General features: G+C 72.9%; 18 protein-coding genes. 13 read left to right on the top strand and 5 right to left on the bottom strand.

Annotated elements, in window-relative coordinates; all coding sequences use genetic code 11:
* Window positions 1–45: 45 nt before the first annotated feature.
* The 4 genes from ACFZCD_RS08005 (at window position 46) to ACFZCD_RS07990 (ending at window position 3,761) form a co-directional block, all read left to right on the top strand.
* Window positions 46–909 carry a helix-turn-helix domain-containing protein gene (locus ACFZCD_RS08005; RefSeq protein WP_391828917.1) on the top strand — a complete coding sequence of 288 codons (864 nt, stop codon included), beginning with the start codon at window positions 46–48 and terminating at the stop codon, window positions 907–909.
* An 86-nt stretch (window positions 910–995) separates the two neighbouring features.
* Complete coding sequence (locus ACFZCD_RS08000; RefSeq protein ID WP_391828916.1) at window positions 996–2,453, top strand: aldehyde dehydrogenase family protein; 1,458 nt, start codon at window positions 996–998, stop codon at window positions 2,451–2,453.
* Window positions 2,454–2,567: 114 nt separating this feature from the next.
* A complete protein-coding gene (locus tag ACFZCD_RS07995; RefSeq protein WP_391828915.1) occupies window positions 2,568–3,116 on the top strand; it encodes a DinB family protein in 549 nt (182 codons plus the stop codon).
* Window positions 3,117–3,188: 72 nt separating this feature from the next.
* A complete protein-coding gene (locus tag ACFZCD_RS07990) occupies window positions 3,189–3,761 on the top strand; it encodes a PadR family transcriptional regulator (protein ID WP_391828914.1) in 573 nt (190 codons plus the stop codon).
* Here the strand turns inward: ACFZCD_RS07990 and ACFZCD_RS07985 are convergent.
* Window positions 3,748–4,380, bottom strand: coding sequence for a Uma2 family endonuclease (locus ACFZCD_RS07985; RefSeq protein ID WP_391828913.1), 633 nt, complete (start codon window positions 4,378–4,380; stop codon window positions 3,748–3,750). The two genes, ACFZCD_RS07990 and ACFZCD_RS07985, sit on opposite strands and share 14 nt — an antisense overlap.
* A gap of 198 nt (window positions 4,381–4,578) precedes the next feature.
* Between ACFZCD_RS07985 and ACFZCD_RS07980 the strand changes: the two genes are divergently transcribed.
* Together ACFZCD_RS07980 and ACFZCD_RS07975 are read left to right on the top strand one after the other, a co-directional pair.
* Window positions 4,579–5,163 carry a WHG domain-containing protein gene (locus ACFZCD_RS07980; RefSeq protein ID WP_391828912.1) on the top strand — a complete coding sequence of 195 codons (585 nt, stop codon included), beginning with the start codon at window positions 4,579–4,581 and terminating at the stop codon, window positions 5,161–5,163.
* The gene (locus ACFZCD_RS07975; RefSeq protein ID WP_391828911.1) at window positions 5,163–6,005 is read left to right on the top strand and encodes an alpha/beta fold hydrolase; all 843 of its coding nucleotides are present in this window, start codon (window positions 5,163–5,165) and stop codon (window positions 6,003–6,005) included. The genes ACFZCD_RS07980 and ACFZCD_RS07975 overlap by 1 nt, the downstream gene beginning before the upstream one ends.
* A gap of 51 nt (window positions 6,006–6,056) precedes the next feature.
* Here the strand turns inward: ACFZCD_RS07975 and ACFZCD_RS07970 are convergent, their stop codons facing one another.
* Window positions 6,057–6,386, bottom strand: coding sequence for a UBP-type zinc finger domain-containing protein (locus ACFZCD_RS07970; protein WP_391828910.1), 330 nt, complete (start codon window positions 6,384–6,386; stop codon window positions 6,057–6,059).
* A gap of 82 nt (window positions 6,387–6,468) precedes the next feature.
* On the opposite strand from ACFZCD_RS07970, the gene ACFZCD_RS07965 reads away from it, so the two are divergent.
* The 3 genes from ACFZCD_RS07965 (at window position 6,469) to ACFZCD_RS07955 (ending at window position 9,958) form a co-directional block, all read left to right on the top strand.
* Entirely contained in the window at window positions 6,469–8,187 is a 1,719-nt protein-coding gene (locus ACFZCD_RS07965; protein ID WP_391828909.1) for a bifunctional 3'-5' exonuclease/DNA polymerase, read from the top strand.
* Window positions 8,188–8,324: 137 nt separating this feature from the next.
* A complete protein-coding gene (locus ACFZCD_RS07960) occupies window positions 8,325–9,353 on the top strand; it encodes a rod shape-determining protein (RefSeq protein ID WP_391828908.1) in 1,029 nt (342 codons plus the stop codon).
* Between the two features lie 149 nt (window positions 9,354–9,502).
* Window positions 9,503–9,958, top strand: coding sequence for a tellurite resistance TerB family protein (locus ACFZCD_RS07955; RefSeq protein WP_391828907.1), 456 nt, complete (start codon window positions 9,503–9,505; stop codon window positions 9,956–9,958).
* Between the two features lie 30 nt (window positions 9,959–9,988).
* Here ACFZCD_RS07955 and ACFZCD_RS07950 read toward each other — a convergent pair whose 3' ends face one another.
* Both ACFZCD_RS07950 and ACFZCD_RS07945 read right to left on the bottom strand, forming a co-directional pair.
* Window positions 9,989–11,092 (bottom strand): type III polyketide synthase, encoded by a 1,104-nt coding sequence (locus ACFZCD_RS07950; RefSeq protein ID WP_391828906.1) that lies wholly within the window; start codon window positions 11,090–11,092, stop codon window positions 9,989–9,991.
* Window positions 11,093–11,217: 125 nt separating this feature from the next.
* Window positions 11,218–12,504: a cytochrome P450 gene (locus ACFZCD_RS07945; RefSeq protein ID WP_391828905.1), complete on the bottom strand. Its 1,287-nt coding sequence runs from the start codon at window positions 12,502–12,504 to the stop codon at window positions 11,218–11,220.
* A 379-nt stretch (window positions 12,505–12,883) separates the two neighbouring features.
* On the opposite strand from ACFZCD_RS07945, the gene ACFZCD_RS07940 reads away from it, so the two are divergent.
* Genes ACFZCD_RS07940 through ACFZCD_RS07925 form a run of 4 tightly spaced genes read left to right on the top strand, consistent with a single transcriptional unit; the run spans window position 12,884 to window position 15,889 of the window.
* On the top strand, window positions 12,884–13,069 hold the full coding sequence (locus ACFZCD_RS07940; RefSeq protein ID WP_391828904.1) for a hypothetical protein: 186 nt from the start codon (window positions 12,884–12,886) through the stop codon (window positions 13,067–13,069).
* Complete coding sequence (locus ACFZCD_RS07935) at window positions 13,066–13,830, top strand: hypothetical protein (RefSeq protein ID WP_391828903.1); 765 nt, start codon at window positions 13,066–13,068, stop codon at window positions 13,828–13,830. Before ACFZCD_RS07940 ends, ACFZCD_RS07935 begins: the two co-directional genes overlap by 4 nt.
* Window positions 13,827–14,762: a DUF6895 family protein gene (locus ACFZCD_RS07930; RefSeq protein ID WP_391828902.1), complete on the top strand. Its 936-nt coding sequence runs from the start codon at window positions 13,827–13,829 to the stop codon at window positions 14,760–14,762. The genes ACFZCD_RS07935 and ACFZCD_RS07930 overlap by 4 nt, the downstream gene beginning before the upstream one ends.
* Before the next feature lie 50 nt (window positions 14,763–14,812).
* The gene (locus ACFZCD_RS07925) at window positions 14,813–15,889 is read left to right on the top strand and encodes a serine hydrolase domain-containing protein (protein WP_391829021.1); all 1,077 of its coding nucleotides are present in this window, start codon (window positions 14,813–14,815) and stop codon (window positions 15,887–15,889) included.
* 36 nt (window positions 15,890–15,925) lie between these two features.
* On the opposite strand, the gene ACFZCD_RS07920 is transcribed toward ACFZCD_RS07925, so the two are convergent.
* Window positions 15,926–16,813, bottom strand: coding sequence for a LysR family transcriptional regulator (locus ACFZCD_RS07920; protein ID WP_391828901.1), 888 nt, complete (start codon window positions 16,811–16,813; stop codon window positions 15,926–15,928).
* Window positions 16,814–16,914: the final 101 nt, after the last annotated feature.

Here is a 16,914-nt window from a genome sequence, read left to right as displayed (position 1 = left end):
AGCGGCAAGGCCGGGATCGGAACCGGAAGAGGAGGGGTCGCAAAGATGGCCACGAGCGAGTCGAGCGGTTCTGTGGTGCGCCGCATACTCCTGGGCTCCCAGCTCAGGCGGCTCCGTGAGTCGCGCGGCATTACCCGGGAGGCCGCCGGTTATTCGATCCGCGCCTCCGAGTCGAAGATCAGCCGTATGGAGCTGGGCCGGGTGAGCTTCAAAGCGCGGGACGTCGAGGACCTGCTCACGCTCTACGGGGTCACCGACGAGCTGGAGCGCGAGGCGCTGCTCGGGCTCGCCCGCGAGGCCAACGTGGCCGGCTGGTGGCACAGCTACGGCGACGTGCTGCCGGGCTGGTTCCAGACGTACGTCGGCCTGGAGGGCGCCGCCTCGCACATCAGCATCTACGAGGTGCAGTTCGTGCACGGGCTGCTGCAGACGGAGGGGTACGCCCAGGCCGTCGTCGTACGCGGGCAGCCCGCGGCCGACGAGGCGGAGGTCGAGCGCCGCGTCTCGCTGCGCATGGAGCGCCAGAAGCTGCTCTTCTCGGAGCGCGCCCCGCACTTCCACGCCGTCCTCGACGAGGCCGCGCTCCACCGCCCGTACGGCGGGGAGGCCGTCATGCGCGGCCAGCTGCAGCACCTCATGGACATCTCGGAGCAGGCCAACGTGACCCTCCAGGTGATGCCCTTCTCGCACGGCGGGCACGCGGGCGAGGCCGGAGCCTTCACCATGCTCCGCTTCCCCGAGTCGGACCTGTCGGACGTGGTCTACCTGGAGCAGCTCACGAGCGCGCTCTACCTCGACAAGCCCGAGGAAGTCGCCCAGTACGGACGGGTGATGGAGCGGCTGCACGAGGACAGCCTCTCGCCGGCGGCCAGCCGTGACCTGCTGAGGCGGCTGCTTCAACTCATGTGACACATCAGTACGATGACGTCCCATCAGGAGCGCATTCCGGATCGGGCGCCCGTGTGCGCCCCCGTATCTCCAGGCAGGGATGGCACATGTCCTACTTCGAAGAATTGGCCTTCCAGTACATCGACGGCGAGTGGCGGTCCGGCACCGGCTCCTGGGACATCGTCGACTTCAATCCGTACAACGGGGAGAAGCTCGCCTCCATCACCGTCGCCGGCACCGGTGAGATCGACCAGGCCTACCGCGCCGCCGAACGGGCCCAGACCGCGTGGGGCGCCACCAACCCGTACACCCGCCGGCTGGTCTTCGAGCGCGCACTGCGCATCATCGACGACCGGGAGGCGGAGCTGGCCGCCGCGATCACCGCGGAGTGCGGCGGCACCGCGGTGAAGGCGGGCTTCGAGCTGCACCTGGTGCGGGAGTTCCTGCGCGAGGCGATCCACCTCGCGCTGCGCGCCGAGGGGCGGATCCTGCCCTCGCCGGACGACACCAAGGAGAACCGGCTGTACCGGCTGCCGGTCGGTGTCGTGGGGGTGATCAGCCCGTTCAACTTCCCCTTCCTGCTGTCGGTCAAGTCCGTCGCGCCCGCGCTCGCGCTCGGCAACGCGGTCGTCCTCAAGCCGCACCAGAACACGCCCATATGCGGCGGCGGGCTGGTCGCCAAGGTCTTCGAGGAGGCCGGGCTGCCGGCCGGCGTCCTCAACGTCGTCGTCACCGACATCGCCGAGATCGGCGACGCGCTCATCGAGCACCCGGTCCCCAAGGTCATCTCCTTCACCGGCTCGGACAAGGTCGGGCGGCACGTGGCCACGGTCGCCGCCGGCCACTTCAAGCGCACCATCCTCGAACTCGGCGGCAACAGCGCGCTGATCGTCCTGGATGACGCCGACCTCGACTACGCGGTCGACGCGGCGGTCTTCAGCCGCTTCATCCACCAGGGGCAGGTCTGCATGGCCGCCAACCGGGTGCTCGTGGACCGTTCGGTGGAGCGGGAGTTCACGGAGAAGTTCGTCGCCAAGGTGAAGAGCCTCAAGGTCGGCGACCCGGGCGATCCGGCCACGCACATCGGCCCCCTCATCCACGCCGGGCAGGCGGAGGCCATCGGGGCCCTGGTCGAGCAGGCGGTCGCGGACGGCGCCACCGCGCTCGTACGGGGCGGGGCGGACGGCACGCTCGTCTCCCCGTCCGTCCTGACCGGGATGAAGGCCGACGCGGCCATCCTCGGCCAGGAGATCTTCGGGCCGGTCGCGCTGATCATCCCCTTCGACGAGGAGGAGGAGGCGATCCGGCTGGCGAACGCCACTCCGTACGGGCTGAGCGGTGCCGTCCACACGGGGGACGTCGAGCGCGGCGTGCGGGTGGCCAAGCGCATCGACTCCGGGATGATCCACGTGAACGACGGGACCGTGCACGACGAGCCGATCGTGCCCTTCGGGGGCGAGAAGGCGTCGGGGGTGGGGCGGCTGAACGGGGACGCGATGGTCGACGCGTTCACGACGACGAAGTGGATCTCGATCCAGCACGGGCGCAGCACCTTCCCGTTCTGATCCGGGGAGGTTGAAGGAGATCTGAAACGAGCTCCGATCTAGGACGGGATCCGACCTCCTTCGGGGCTACTTTTGGCTCAACAGCCCCGCGGAACGAGCGAAAAGGCGAACACCATGGTTATGCACGTCATCGAGAAGGACCCCTTCGACGAGCGCGGCACCCTGCTGGCGTTCGTGGAGGCCCAGCGGGGCGGCCTGCGCCGTGCGTTGCTCGGGCTGACCGACGAGCAGGCGGCGCTCAAGCCGAGCGCGAGCGAGCTGTCCCTCGGCGGCCTCCTCAAGCACGTGGCCGAGGTCGAGGACAACTGGGTGCGGATGGCCCAGGGCCGCGAGCCGGAGATCAAGCGCGACCAGTCGACCTGGGGCGACAGCTTCCGGCTGCTCGACGGCGAGAGCGTCGCCGGCGTGTTCGCCCACTGGGAGCGGGTGGCCGAGGAGACGGAGCGGTTCATCCGCTCGGCGCCCAGCCTGGAGGACACGTTCCCGCTGCCCGACGCGCCGTGGTTCCCGAAGGACACGCGGGTGTCGCTGCGGTGGATGATGCTCCACCTGGTCGAGGAGCTCGCACGGCACGCCGGGCACGCCGACGTCATCCGCGAGTCGCTCGACGGGAAGACGTCCTTCGAGCTGGTGGCGCTGGACGCGGGCGACGCCGAGGGCTGACGCGGCCGGCGCTCCTCGTTCCGCCTAGTCTGGCTGCAGACAGACCAGGCGGAACGAGGAGACTGAGCGCGCATGTCGGCCATCCGGTTGCTGGTCCTGGGAGCGGTGCGCCGGCACGGGCGGGCGCACGGCTACCAGGTCCGCAACGACCTGGAGCTCTGGGGCGCGCACGAGTGGTCCAACGCCAAGCCGGGGTCGATCTACCACGCGCTCAAGGCGATGGCGAAGCAAGGCCTGCTGGTCGCCCACGACACGGCCCCCAGCGAGGCCGGCGGCCCGCCCCGCACGGAGTACGAGCTGACGCCGGGCGGCGAGGAGGAGTACTTCCGCCTGCTGCGGCACGCCCTCGCCACCCACGACGAGAAGATCGACGTCCTGACGGCCGGCGTCGGCTTCCTCGTCGACCTCCCGCGCGCCGAGGCCCTCGCCCTGCTCCGGCAGCGGGTCGCGGCCCTGGAGGAATGGCGCGAGGAGATCCGCCGCAACTGGACCCCGGCGGAGGGCGAGGACTGGGGCCACATCGCCGAGATCATGGGCCTGTGGGTCCACACGGCGGAGACGGGCGGCGAGTGGACCCGCGGCCTCATCGCCCGCCTGGAGGCGGGGGCCTATGAGATGGCGGACGAACGGGTCAGAAGTCGATGAGACTGCGCAGGTCGATCTCGACGGGGAAGGGAACATCGGTCTTGAAGGTTCCGACGTGTGTGGGGCGGTCAGGGCTGGGGACGTAGAAGCCCGCCTCCTTGTGCCGCCAACACTCGTGCACCTCAGGAACGTTGCCCTCGCCGCGCTCCACCCGCCAGAAGTAGCCGATGCCTGCCTGGGCGTACATGGCCGGCTTGAGGAATCGGTCCTCCGTGCGCGACCCGGGTGACACCACTTCGACTGCCAGGACCACGTTTTCGACGGGAATGCAGTCCTGGTCGACGTCGAGGCCTTGCCTTTCGAAAATCACGATGTCGGGCCTCGGAACGTTGTTCTCGTTGAAGAAGACCGACTGCTCGCTGTTGATCACGAGGTTTCGGGGCTTGGCGCCCCTCAGCCGGTAGTAAAGCTCGTCCCGCACCAGGTTGTGCCACCACTTGCTTGCGCCACGCACCACGATCTTCCCGCCCAGAAGTTCCCAGTCGAACGGCAGGATCAGGCCCTGCACCTGGTCCCAGGTCCAGCCACCACCCGCCGGGGGATACATCCAGTTATCCCGTGTGGCGGGCTCGTCCCGCGCGGGACGCTGCGGGTGCTCGCTACCGGCTCCTACGGCCATTGCCACTCCCATAGGCGAAATGGTGTGCGACATCGCGGTCACTTCTCCCGCCTACGACGGTAGCGCCCTCCCTATGGGTGAGGACCGACCGTTTCCTCATGTCGCGAGCAGAGCGCGTGTGCTAGCGACGTAGGCCCCGAGAGGGTCTAGGGATGCTAGGTTCCTCCCTAGAGGCCCTAGGAAAGAGGGGAGGCACCCATGGTCCGCGCCGGACTCACCGCCGCCAAAGTGACCGCCGCGGCCGCCGACATGGCCGACGAGGCCGGGCTCGACAAGGTCACCGTGTCCGCGCTCGCGCGGCGGCTCGGGGTCAAGGACGCGAGCCTGTACTCGCACGTGAAGAACCTGCGGGACCTCCGCGTCCGGATCGCCCTGCTGGCCTCCGAGGAGATGACCGACCGCATCGGCGCCGCGGTGGCGGGACGGGCCGGCAAGGACGCCCTCGTCGCCTTCGCCGACGCCTACCGGCAGTACGCCCTCGGCCACCCCGGCCGCTACGCCGCGACCCAGCTGCAGTTCGAGCCCGAGGAGATCGCCGGATCCGCCGGCTTCCGCCGCAGCGTCGAGCTGACCTACGGCATGCTGCGCGCCTACGACCTCGCCGAGCCGGACCTGACCGACGCGGGACGCCTGCTGCGGAGCACCTTCCACGGCTACATCCACCTCGAACTCAGCGGTGGCTTCGGCCACTCCCGCGACGTCGGGGAGTCCTGGGCGCGCTCGCTCGACGCGCTGCACATGGTGCTGGAGAACTGGCCGCCCCGAGACGACCGGAGCAAGTGATGAACGAGTCCACGAACCACACCACCACCGGCACCCTCGACGTGCCCGGCGCCACCCTCCACTACGAGACCCGCGGCAGCGGGCCGGTCCTGCTGCTGATCCCCGGCGGCGGCGCCGACGCCGGGCTGTACGCGCCCATAGCCTCCGCCCTGGCCGCCCGCTACACCGTCGTCTCCTACGACCCGCGCGGCATGTCCCGCAGCCCCCTGCACGGCCCGGTCACCGACCATCAGGTGGAGGTGTGGAGCGACGACGCGTACCGGCTGCTCGAACTGGTCTCGCCGGACGAGCCCGCCTCCGTCCTCGGCTGCAGCGCGGGCGCGATCGCCGCGATCGGCCTGCTGGCCCGGCACCCGGACCGGCTGCGCCGCGTCGTCGCCCACGAGCCGCCGCTCCTGGAGCTCCTGGAGGACCCCGCACCGCACCGGGCGCTGTTCACCGGCGTGCGCGAGACGTTCCGCGCGGAGGGCGTGGGTGCCGCGATGGCCCGCTTCGCCGAAGGGCTCGGGGGCGGGGACCGGCCGTCGGAGCAGCCTGCCGAAGTGGCCCCCGAGATCCGGGAGATGGCGCCCCGCATGCACCGCAACACCCCGGTGTTCCTGGAGCACATCCTGTGCCCGTTCTCCTCATGGGCCCCGGACCTCGGCGCCCTCCGCCCCGCCGCCGGCAAGCTGGTCCCGGCGGCGGGCCGGGAGTCGCGCGAGCAGGTGCCGCTGTACGGGCCCGCCGCCCGCCTGGCGGAGCTGACCGGCAGCCCGCTGGCGGAGTTCCCGGGCGGCCACCTGGGCTGCACCGAACGCCCGGCGGAGTTCGCCGCACGGCTGCTGGACGTGCTCGGCTGAGGGTCGGCTGAGGACCTGACCCGGGCGTGCCCGGCCGGCGAAGGGAGCGGCTCAGCCCGTAGACGCCGGCAACAGCAGCAGCTCGTCCGCGTAGCACCACGCCCACTCCTCGCCCGGTTCGAAGGACCGGGCGAGGTCGTGTCCGGGGACCGTACGCGCGTGCGCGCTCGCGTGCCGGTTCGGGGAGCTGTCGCAGCAGGCGACGTGGCCGCAGACCAGGCACTCGCGCAGGTGCACCCAGGTGCCGCCGATGCGCAGGCAGTCCTCGCAGCCTTCCGTCGTGCTCGGGGTGACCTCCGCGGCCGCCTCGCCCAGGTGGGCGCAGTCCCGCCGCGTCGGACGGCCCTCCACGTCCGCCGACACCTGCCAGGTTCCACTCATACCCCCAACGTAGCCCGGCCCGCCGGGCCCGCAACTCCTCAGGTCAGGGCGATTGTCAGACCCCCCTGGCAGGATCTTTCCCGTGAGGCTGGCGGTGGCGGAGACGGGCGACGGGGGTGTCCGTCTCCGCGCCGTCGACCTCATGGGTCTGCCCGCCGGGCCGGTCGAGTCGGCGGGCAGCCTGGCCGAGGCGGTGCGGGCGCGGCCGGGGGTCGAGCGGTGGGTGTGGCGGTCCACCGCGCAGGCGTATCCGCAGGTGCTGGCCGCGGGGCTGCGCGTCGAGCGGTGTTACGACGTGGAGGCCGCGGAGAGCCTCCTCATCGGGCACGAGGAGGGGCAGTCGGGGCAGCCCCGCTCGCTCGCCGCCGCGTGGGCCCGGCTGCACGGCCTGCCCGTGCCCGCCGATCCGCCGCCGCGCGCGCCCGGAGGGCAGCCGTCTCTGTTCGAGCCCGGGCCCGTCCCGCTGCCGCCCGGCACAGATCCGCTCGACGCGCTGATCGAGGTCCATGCGGCGCAGATCGCCCGGGCGCGGGCCACCGCCCGGCCCGGCCGACTGCTGCTGCTCCTCGCCCTGGAGTCCGCGGGCGCCCTGGTCGCCGCCGAGCTGAACCGCACCGGCCTGCCCTGGCGCGCCGACGTCCACCGCGCGCTGCTGGACGAGCTGCTCGGCGAGCACTTCCCGGGCGGCCTGGAGCCCCGGCGGCTGGCCGAGCTGGCGGATGCCGTCTCCCGCGCCTTCGGCAAGGACGGCGAGGAGGTCCGCGTGCGGCCCGATCTGCCCGCCGACATCGTCCGGGCCTTCGCCCGGGAGGGCATCGCGCTGTCCTCCACGCGCGCGTGGGAGCTCAAGTCCCTCGACCACCCCGCCGTCGAGCCCCTCCTGGAGTACAAGAAGCTGTACCGGCTCCACACCGCCCACGGCCGCTCCTGGCTGCAGACGTGGGTGCGCGACGGCCGCTTCCGCGCGGAGTACGTGCCGAGCGGCTCCGTCTCCGGCCGCTGGACCACCAACGGCGGGGGCGCCCTGCAGATCCCCCGCGTCGTCCGCCGCGCCGTCGTCGCCGACCCCGGCCGGCGGCTGGTGGTCGCCGACGCCGACCAGCTGGAGCCCCGCGTCCTGGCCGCCGTCTCCCGTGACCCGGGCCTGATGGAGGCCTCCAGCGGCGAGCGCGACCTGTACGCGGCCCTGTCAGACCGGGCCTTCGCCGGTGACCGCGAGCGGGCCAAGATGGCGATGCTCGGTGCGATCTACGGCCAGACCTCCGGCGACGGCCTGAAGAACCTCGCCGACCTGCGCCGCCGCTTCCCCGCCGCTGTGGCCCTCGTGGACGACGCGGCGCGCGCGGGCGAGGAGGGCCGCCTCGTCCGCACCTGGCTCGGACGCACGTGCCCGCCGGCCTCCACGGCCGTGCCCGACGAAGCGGGCATCCCCCAGGCCGCCGAGGAGGGCGCCTCGCCCGGCTACGGCAGCACCCCGGCCGGCCGGGCCCGCGGCCGTTTCACGCGGAACTACGTCGTGCAGGGCAGCGCCGCGGACTGGGCCCTGGCGCTGCTCGCCGCCCTGCGGCAGGAGCTCGCCGGGCTCGGCGCCGAGCTGGTCTTCTTCCAGCACGACGAGGTCATCGTGCACTGCCCCGAGGCCGAGGCGGCCACCGTCACCGAAGCGATCCGCACCGCCTCGGCCCGCGCCGCGCAGGTCGTCTTCGGGGACACCCCGGTGCTGTTCCCGTTCACGACGGCGGTCGTCGAGTGCTACGCCGACGCGAAGGGCCCGGCGGCGGCCGGTCCGCCCCCGCCCTGACAGGCCGTCAACCCCGTCTCCCCCATGCGGCCCACTCCAGCGCGCACCCCGCCGCCCCGCCGCGCACGATGACCCCAGGGGCGCCCGGCGGCGGCGGCCCGACCGTACCCCGACCGCCGCTCAGGGGAGGCCCTGCCATGACGTCCTTCAGCCTTGAGCAGCTGCGCCGTTGCACCGTCGCCGTCGACCTCGGCGCCGCCCGCACCCGGGTCTACCTCCGCGACAACGGCCTGATCGTGGACGAGCCGAGCATCGCCGCCATCAACACCAGGACCGGCTCGCTGATCGCGGTCGGGCAGCTCGCCGAGGGCATGGCCGGCCGCACCCCCGCGCACATCAGCGTCGTCCGGCCCGTCTCCGGCGGCACCGTCGTCGACATCGACATGGCCCAGCGGATGCTCCGCAGCCTCGTCAGCGACAAGGTCCGCCGCGCCTGGCGGCGCAAGCCGATGCTGCGCGCCGCGGTGTGCATCCCGCACGACGCGGACCCGCTCGCCCGCCGCGCCGCCGTCGAGACGCTGATGGGCCTGGGGACGCGGCGCGTGGAACTGGTCGACACGATCATCGCCGCCGCGGTGGGCTGCGGACTGCCCGTCGAGCAGCCGGAGGCGACGATGATCGTGGTGTGCGGGGCGGCGTCCACGCAGGTCGCCGTCCTGTCACTGGGCGCGATCGTGGCGGCGGAGAAGGTGCTCGTCGGCGGCGACGCCATGGACTACGCGGTCGTGGAGCACCTCCGCAGCCGCCACGAGCTGATGCTGCCGACCCAGGGCCTGCACCCGCTGCACCTCGCGCTGGCCGCGGACCCCATGGAGGAGAGCGCCGAGGTCCGCGGCCGGGACGTGGCGACGGGCCTGTCCCGTACGGTCATGGTGAACACCGGCGACATCCGCGAGGTCATGCACACGCCGCTGACCGCCGTGCTGGACGCGATCGGCCGCGTGCTGCGTGCCTGCCCGCCGGACCTCGTGGCGGACCTGGTCGACCGCGGCGTGATGCTCGCGGGCGGCAGCGCGGTCCTGCCCGGCCTGGACCGGATGATCGCGGACGCGACGGGGATGACCGTACGGATCGCCGACCAGCCCGACGTGTGCGCGGTGCTCGGGCTCGGCGCCATGATGGAGGGCAAGGTGCAGCCGCTGCACCTGGATCCGCTGGCGACGTGATCCGCCGGTAATGCGGCCCGCCGGTGGCACGACCCGCCGGGGAGGTAACACCCCGTTTTGCCGGTCGGTCAGCCGGTTTGGGAACTTCCGTCACGCTCTCCCCCGTTCTCCCCGTACACCCCCGTTGTTATGTATGAGGAGAACAGCAAATGGCGCTCTGGGACCGGCTCAAGGACTCCGCGACGGCGATGCAGGGCCAGCTGGTGGCGAAGAAGAACGAGCTGAAGAGCGGTGCGTTCCGGGACGCGAGCATGGCCATGTGTGCCCTGGTGGCCGCCGCCGACGGTTCGATCGACGCCTCGGAGCGGCAGCGCGTCGCCTCGCTGATCGCCACCAACGAGGTGCTGCAGAACTTCCCGGCCGACGACCTGCAGGCCCGCTTCAACGACTACTGCCAGAAGCTCACGGCCGACTTCGACTTCGGCAAGGTCAGCGTGATGCAGACCATCGGCAAGGTGCAGAAGAAGCCGACCGAGGCCCGTGCCGTGGTCCAGATCGGCATCGTCATCGGCGGCGCCGACGGCGACTTCGACAAGACCGAGCAGGCCGTCGTCCGCGAAGTGTGCTTCGCGCTGGGCATCAACCCTGCCGAGTTCGACCTCTGACGGTCCGGGCCGGGCGGGCGGGCCGGACCGCTAGGCGGGCTGGGGCATCGGGCGGCCGGGCGCCTGTCCCTCGCTCTCTCCCCGGCCCGCTTCCGTCCACGTCCCCAGCGAGATCTCCGCGGTGATGCCGGGGCCGAAGCCGGCGATGACCCCCCGGGCGTCGTGCGGGGCACCGCCGTCCTGCCAGAGGCGCTCCAGCGCGTCGAAGATGACGGCGCTGGCGATGTTGCCCCGCTCGGTGAGCGTGGCCCTGCTGTAGCGGAACCACTCGGGCGCGAGGTCGAGGTACTTGCACAGGTCGTCGAGGATCCTCGGACCGCCCGCGTGGACGATGTAGAAGTCCAGGCCGGAGACGTCCCAGTCGTGGGGCTCGGCCATGTCCCGCATGGCGGGGGCGAGCATGGCCATCGTGCCCGGCACCCGCTTGTCGAGCAGGAAGTGGAATCCGGTGTCGCGGACGGCGTAGGAGATCCAGGCCTCGGTGTCGGGCACGAGGTGGGAGCCGTTGCGGTGCAGGTGCACGCCCTCGCCGCCCTCGCCGCGCACCACGGCCGCGGCGATGGCGTCGCCGAAGAGGCCGTTGGACAGGAGATTGCCGACGCCGAGGTCCGTGGGCTGGTAGAGCAGCGAGCAGAACTCGCAGCAGACGATGAGGGCGTTGGCGCCGGGGTAGGCGGTGCAGAAGTCGTGGGCCCGGTTGATGGCCGCGCCGCCGGCCGCGCAGCCCAGCTGCGCGATCGGCAGCTGTCTCGTCGTCACCGGGAAGTCCATGTTGTTGATCAGCCAGGCGGTCATGGACGGCATCATGAAGCCGGTGCACGAGGCGTAGACGATCAGGTCGATGTCGCGCGTGGTCACCCCGGCGTTCTCCAGGGCCCGCCGGACGACGGCGGGGACGCGGGCCTTGGCCTCGGTCTCGTAGAGGTTGTTCCGCCAGGTGAACCCGGGGTGTTTGAGGGTGTCCTCGATGGGCTGGAGGATGTGCCGGGTCTGCACTCCGGTGTTGCCGATCAGACGCAGCGCCAGCGGCAGCTGGGGGTGGTCGGCGTGCAGCGTGCGCGCCAGCTGCAGGGTCTCCTCCATCGTGATGACGTGCTCGGGTACGGCGATGGCCGGTCGGCAGAGCGTTGCCATGACTGCCTCCTTACCAGGGACTTACCGGTCCAGGGGACTGACCGGGGGACTTACCGGGCGACGGGTCGCCGCCCTCCTGCGGTCGGCGGGCCGGGCACCCCCGTCGGGGCGCCGGACCGCCCGCCCTACCAGGCGACGGGCAGGGCGAGCGGGAAACGCCAGATGGAGCGGGTGTTCCAGCGGACTTCCTCCGCCGGGACGGCCAGGTGCAGGCCGGGAAAGCGGGTGAGCAGCGTGCCGATGGCGACCTGGAGCTGCATCCGCGCCAGGTGGGCCCCCAGGCAGTGGTGCGTGCCGTGGCCGAAGGTGAGGTGGGCGGGGGCGCCCTGCCGCTCCAGGTCGAGCTCGTCGGGGCGGTCGTAGACGCTCTCGTCGCGGTTGGCGGCGAGGTACGAGACGTGGACCGTCTCGCCCGCGCGGATGGTGACGCCGTCCAGCTCCACGTCCTCCGTGGCCTGGCGGGGGATGCCCACGCCCTGCCGGTAGGGGATGAAGCGCAGGAGCTCCTCGACGGCGGAGGGCAGCAGCTCGGGCCGGGCCCGCAGGCGCTCCAGCTGCGCGGGGTGGGTGAGCAGGGTGTAGATCATGTTGCTGATCTGGTGGGCGCTGGTGTTGTGGCCGGTGACGAGCAGGAGCATGCCCATGACGGCGACCTCGCGGGCGTCGAGGAGCTCGCCGTCCTCGCGCACCGCGGCCAGGGCGCTGAGCAGGTCGCTTCCGGGGTGCCGGCGGCGCGCGGCGGTCAGCTCCGCGAAATACGCGCGCAGCCCGGCCTTGCCCTCGGCGGCCGCGGCGCCGTCGGGGGTGCCGGGGGACATCATCGCCGTGGCCCAGCGGCGCAGCGGGGCGCGGTCCGGCTCGGGGACGCCGAGCAGCTCGAAGACCGTGGTGAGCGGCAGGGGGGCCGCCAGCCAGTCGGAGACGTCGGCGGGGGAGCCGTGGTCGGCCATGGCGTCCAGCAGGGCGTCGACCGTGCGCTGCGTGCGCGGGCGCAGCTCCTCGACCCGGCGGTCGCCGAAGGCCGCGGCCACGAGGCCGCGCAGGCGGCTGTGGGCCGGCGGGTCCATGAGGTTGATCGACTCGGCGTGATCGACGAGGTCGGGGGTGACGCGCGGGATGTCGCGGCCGATCAGGGCGGCGCGGCTGAAGCGGCGGTCGGAGGTGACCGCGCGGACCTGCCGGTGGCGCGTGACGAGCCAGGCGGCACCGGCGGCCGGGCCGCCGGATCCGGGCGCTCCGGGCCCTCCCGGGCCGTCCTCCGCGGCGTCGTCCGCGCTGCCGGTGCCGCCCCCGCGGGGCATCGGGATGCGCGTGACCGGCGGCTCGCTCCGCAGCCGGGCCAGGAAGGGGTCGAACTCCAGGGCCTCATCGTGGCGGAACGGACAGGTCCACACCGACTCGGAGGTGGTCATCGAAGACTCCCATCCCAAGGGCCCCGCCCCGGTGGCGTGCCAGCTTATTTTCAGACCATGCCGCACCAGTCACCCCGCCACACCCCAGCCTTCGCAGTTCACCCGAATGGTGGAAATTTCGGAGAATCACCCGTCGCATCCCCCACTTTTCCCTTCTTTCTCACCACTCCCCAGGCTTCGCTCCGGCCCTCCTCCGCACGCCTCCGTTGTCTCCGCGAGCCCCCGGCTCCCCTTTCGCGCTCCCTCGTTCGGCGTCCACCTGCGCGGTCAACCGGCGTGTCCCGAGGGGCAGATCGCCGAAAACATGCTTAGCCTGATTTGTCAGACATCACTGATTAGGTGATGTTCATTCCGCCCGCATCTCCTCAAGGAGGCGCACATGCTCACTCAAGAAACCCTCCGTCCCCTCGCGAAACCGGCCGGGGCGGCCGCGATCGGCTCCCTGATGGTGGAGCCGGAAGCGGCCGTCAGCGGCGCTCCCCTGCCCGCACCGGAAGCCGCAGGCGTCCTGCTGGCGCTCCTCCTGCTGTCGCCCAAGGAGCCGAAGGAGCCGAAGGGCAAGTGAGTTCGCGTGCGGCCTACGCCGCGGCGGCCGACGAACTGGCGTCCCGCGTCCTTCGCGCCCTCCGGGGCGCGGGGGACGCGGCGCTCGTCGCCCCGCACCTCGACAGCTCCCCCGACTCCCCCGGCTCCCTCGCCGCCCTGGCCGCGGTCCGGGTGATCGGCGCCGACACCTTCACCCCCCACGTCCTCACGGGCGCCCCCTTCCACGCCGCCGACGCGGCGGCCGTGGCCCGCGCCTTCGAGGCCTTCCCCGTGCCCGTCAGCAGCCGCTCCGCCCGTACGGACGAGCGCACCGCCGCCTGGCGCGACTGGGCGACCGCCCAGCTCCTGGCCCGTACGGCGGGCACCGGCGACACCCCCATGCCCGCCGTCCCGCCCGAGGCCGACGAGGACCTCACCGACACCACCCACTGGCAGCGCTGGTCCGTTCGCATGGCCCAGCTTGCGCCGCTCGCCACCCCCGGTCTGGACGGGCCCGTACGGGACGCCGCCCGCGGCGCGGCGCTCCCCCTGAGCCGCGGCCTGACCCGCTCCGTGCTGCGCCGCGACTTCCCGACCGCCGTACGGCTGCTGCGCTGGCTCGCCCTGCTCCACCACGACGGCATCGCCCTGCCCCTGGAGCCGCAGACCGTCCTCGACCACGTGCGCCTGCTCGGCGGCGCCGGCCCGCGGACGGCCCTCGACCTGGCGGTGGCCGCCCACCTCCTCACCGGCGGCGGCACCGGACACGCCCGCAACCAGCCCGCGGAGGCGCCGGCATGACCCTTTCCGCGACCGTGACGATCCCGGCCCCCGTGACGGCGGCCGCCCGCGCCATGGCCGACCGCGCGCTGTCCTGGCTGCACGCCCACCGCGCGCTCGGCGCGCTGCCGCCCGGCACCACCGAGGAGCTCGCCGACCCCGACAGCGTCTACAAACCCCTCGGCGAGAGCACCCTCGCCGCCTCCGTCATCCTGCGCGACGGCATGGCGGGCCCCGGCCAACTGGCCGCGGCACAGAGCCTGATGGACTTCACCTGGTTGCAGCTGCGCAAGGGCGACATGCTCTACGAACGCCAGCTGCGCCACACCCTGATGACCGACCCGCTGGAGATCTACGCGCACTTCGTGCGCTGCGGCTACCACCACGCGGACCTGGACCGGCTGCTCGCCCACCGCGTCCGGCTGCGCTCCGTGCACAGCGTCGAGCTGCTGCCGAACCGCCGCCTCGCCGTGGCCAACGCCGCGCGCATCGCCGGCCTCGACCACGGCGAGGACTTCGAGGCGCTCGCCCGCACCACCTGGCTGGGCGCCACGCCCGAACCCTGGGCGATCAACTGGATCACCGCCTACGCGATGACGCACACCGTCTTCCACCTGACGGACTGGGGCGGCCGCCCCGAAGGCCTGCCCGCCGACCTCACCGCGTACGTGCGCACCTGGCTGCCGGTGTGGATCGACATCTGGCGCGAGGTCCAGCAGTGGGACCTCGTGGCGGAGCTCCTCATCGTCGGCGCCTGCCTGTCCGAGCCCTACTGCAACCCGGACGACTGGGGGGCCATGGCCGCCCTGCAGCACGAGGACGGCCTGATGCCCGTCGACGGCGACCCCGTCGACGAGGATCCCGTCCGGCGGTTCAAGGAACACCAGCACACCACCGTGGTGACCGCCGTGGCGGGCTCCATCGCCCTGGCCCGGGCGGCACGAGCACAGTGACGGATCCCCGGGAGACACCGGCGACGCCCGGGGCCGCGCCGGGCCGGGCCATGAGCGCGGCCGCCGAAGCCGTGACCGCGGCGGCGGAGGCGGCGGCAGCGGGAGGAGCGGCCGCACCGCCGCTGAACGCCCTCCTGCTGCCCCTGCCCGACGCCGCCCGCGGAGCGAGCGCCGTCGCCGTCGCCGCCGTGCGCGGCGACGAGCGCATCATCGTCTGCCGCGGGCCCGCCGAGGAGGACACCCGCTTCGAGACCGGATCGCTCACCAAGACGTTCACCGCGCTGCTGCTCGCCGAGCTCGCCGCCCGCGGCGAAGTCCGCTACGACGACCCCCTCGACCGCTACCTGCCGCCCGGAGCCCGCCGCATCCCCGGCCCGTCCGTCACCCTCCTGCACCTCGCCACGCACACCGCGGGCCTGCCCCGCCTGCCCCCGGGCCTGCTCGCCCGCTCCGCCCGTACGGGCTGGTTCCGCAACCCGTACGCCGGCTTCACCGGGGACGACCTCCTCGCGGCCCTCCCCCGGACCCGGCTGCACCACCGCCCCGGCACCTGCGTGCGCTACTCCAACTACGGCGTGGGCCTGCTCGGCCTCGCCCTGGCGCGCGCGGCCGGCGGCGGACCCGGCGACTACCCGGCGCTGCTCGGCGAGCGCGTCCTGGACCCGCTCGGCCTGGCGGACACCGACTGCGATCCGGCCCGGCCGCAGGTCCAGGGGCACTGGCACGGCCGCCCCCGGCCGCCCTGGCTCATCCCCGGGCTGCCCGCCGCGGGCGCCCTGCGCTCCAGCGCGCGGGACCTGCTGCGCTGCCTGTCGGCGCTGCTCGCGCCGGAAGCGGCCGCCCCGCCGAGCCTGCGCGTCGCGCTCACGGAGGTGCAGCGGCCCAGGCTGGCGCTGCGGCGCCCGGGGCGCCGCCTGTGCCTCGTCTGGAACCTGCGCGTGCGGCCCGGCGGGCCGCTGCTGCACCACTCCGGAGGCACCCGGGGCTGCACGGCCTTCGCCGGCTTCCACCCCGGCTCGCGCACCGGCCTCGTAGCCCTGGCCGACACGGCACCGGCGCCGGCGGGAGCGTTCGTCCAGACGGCGTACGGGACGCTGTGCGGGCTGGCCGCCGGGCGGGGGGTGTGAACCACGCGGGGCCGTGCACCCGTGGGCCGTCCGCCGTCATACACCCGCCACGTGCCGCGTGACCGCCGCCGCGAACTCGCGGGCCGCCGGGGCCAGGGCCGACCACTGGCGGGCGGCCCAGCCGACCTCCAGGGGCGGGATGCCGGTGACGGGTATCAGGCGGACCGCGCCCGACGGGCTGACGAGTCCCGGCATGGCGGGTATCAGGGCGTGGCCGAGGCCCAGTTCGGCCAGCAGCAGGGCGGTGTCCCAGTCCGTGGCCCGGGTGGTCGCGCGCGCGGAGAGGGCGACGGCGCCGAGCACGTCCTCGACCTGACGGCCGGAGCTCGTCCCGGCGGGCGGGCGGATCAGGCGCGTACGGACGAGGTCGGCCGCGCCGAGCGCGTCCTCGGCGGCGAGCGGGTCGCCGGGATGGACGGCCAGCACCCACTCCAGGCTTTTGACCGGCCGCAGTTCGACGCCTTGTGCGTCGGAGGAGACGGTCACCCAGGCGAGGTCGACGGAGCCGGAGCGCAGGGCGTCGATGCAGCGGTGGCTGGAGCGTTCGGTGTGGAACTCCAGGCCGACGTCCGGGTACTGCTTGCTGTACTCCTCGATGGCGGCGCCCATGAGGTGGCGGATGGTGGTGGCGCCGGTGGCGATGACGACGCCGCCGCCCTGGCCGGTGCGCAGCTCCTCCAGGGTGCGCAGGCCCTCGCCGAGGGCGGTGAGCCCGTCGGAGGCGGCCCGCTGGAGGATCCGCCCGGCCGCGGTGGGCACCACCCCGCGGGGCTGACGCTCCATCAGAGGCAGCCCGACTTCCTTCTCCAGACGCCGGACGTGCTGGCTGACGGCGGACTGGCTGCAGTTCATCTCACGGGCCACGGCGCTGAGGTTGCGGGCCTCGCACACCATGACGAACACCTTCAGGTCATCTAGCGTCACGCCGTCACGATACAAGCTCCAGCTTGGGTTGATCGAGTCAAGTCATAGGATTGACTTGGCACATGAGTGACCGCCATGATCTATGCGAAGAGCGGCGGCAA

This window comes from Streptomyces sp. NPDC008001 (assembly GCF_042958085.1).
Lineage (GTDB): Bacteria > Actinomycetota > Actinomycetes > Streptomycetales > Streptomycetaceae > Streptomyces.
The sequence above is the reverse complement of the archived record's forward strand: the minus strand, read 5'-3'. Positions and strand labels throughout refer to the sequence as shown.

Coding starts and splice junctions, on each gene's coding strand:
- ACFZCD_RS08000 (WP_391828916.1), top strand. CDS start 996: ATGTCCTACTTCGAAGAATTGGCCTTCCAGTACATCGACGGCGAGTGG.
- ACFZCD_RS07970 (WP_391828910.1), bottom strand. CDS start 6,386: ATGAGTGGAACCTGGCAGGTGTCGGCGGACGTGGAGGGCCGTCCGACG.
- ACFZCD_RS07995 (WP_391828915.1), top strand. CDS start 2,568: ATGGTTATGCACGTCATCGAGAAGGACCCCTTCGACGAGCGCGGCACC.
- ACFZCD_RS07985 (WP_391828913.1), bottom strand. CDS start 4,380: ATGGCCGTAGGAGCCGGTAGCGAGCACCCGCAGCGTCCCGCGCGGGAC.
- ACFZCD_RS07955 (WP_391828907.1), top strand. CDS start 9,503: ATGGCGCTCTGGGACCGGCTCAAGGACTCCGCGACGGCGATGCAGGGC.
- ACFZCD_RS07980 (WP_391828912.1), top strand. CDS start 4,579: ATGGTCCGCGCCGGACTCACCGCCGCCAAAGTGACCGCCGCGGCCGCC.
- ACFZCD_RS08005 (WP_391828917.1), top strand. CDS start 46: ATGGCCACGAGCGAGTCGAGCGGTTCTGTGGTGCGCCGCATACTCCTG.
- ACFZCD_RS07930 (WP_391828902.1), top strand. CDS start 13,827: ATGACCCTTTCCGCGACCGTGACGATCCCGGCCCCCGTGACGGCGGCC.
- ACFZCD_RS07945 (WP_391828905.1), bottom strand. CDS start 12,504: ATGACCACCTCCGAGTCGGTGTGGACCTGTCCGTTCCGCCACGATGAG.
- ACFZCD_RS07925 (WP_391829021.1), top strand. CDS start 14,813: ATGAGCGCGGCCGCCGAAGCCGTGACCGCGGCGGCGGAGGCGGCGGCA.
- ACFZCD_RS07960 (WP_391828908.1), top strand. CDS start 8,325: ATGACGTCCTTCAGCCTTGAGCAGCTGCGCCGTTGCACCGTCGCCGTC.
- ACFZCD_RS07940 (WP_391828904.1), top strand. CDS start 12,884: ATGCTCACTCAAGAAACCCTCCGTCCCCTCGCGAAACCGGCCGGGGCG.
- ACFZCD_RS07990 (WP_391828914.1), top strand. CDS start 3,189: ATGTCGGCCATCCGGTTGCTGGTCCTGGGAGCGGTGCGCCGGCACGGG.
- ACFZCD_RS07975 (WP_391828911.1), top strand. CDS start 5,163: ATGAACGAGTCCACGAACCACACCACCACCGGCACCCTCGACGTGCCC.
- ACFZCD_RS07950 (WP_391828906.1), bottom strand. CDS start 11,092: ATGGCAACGCTCTGCCGACCGGCCATCGCCGTACCCGAGCACGTCATC.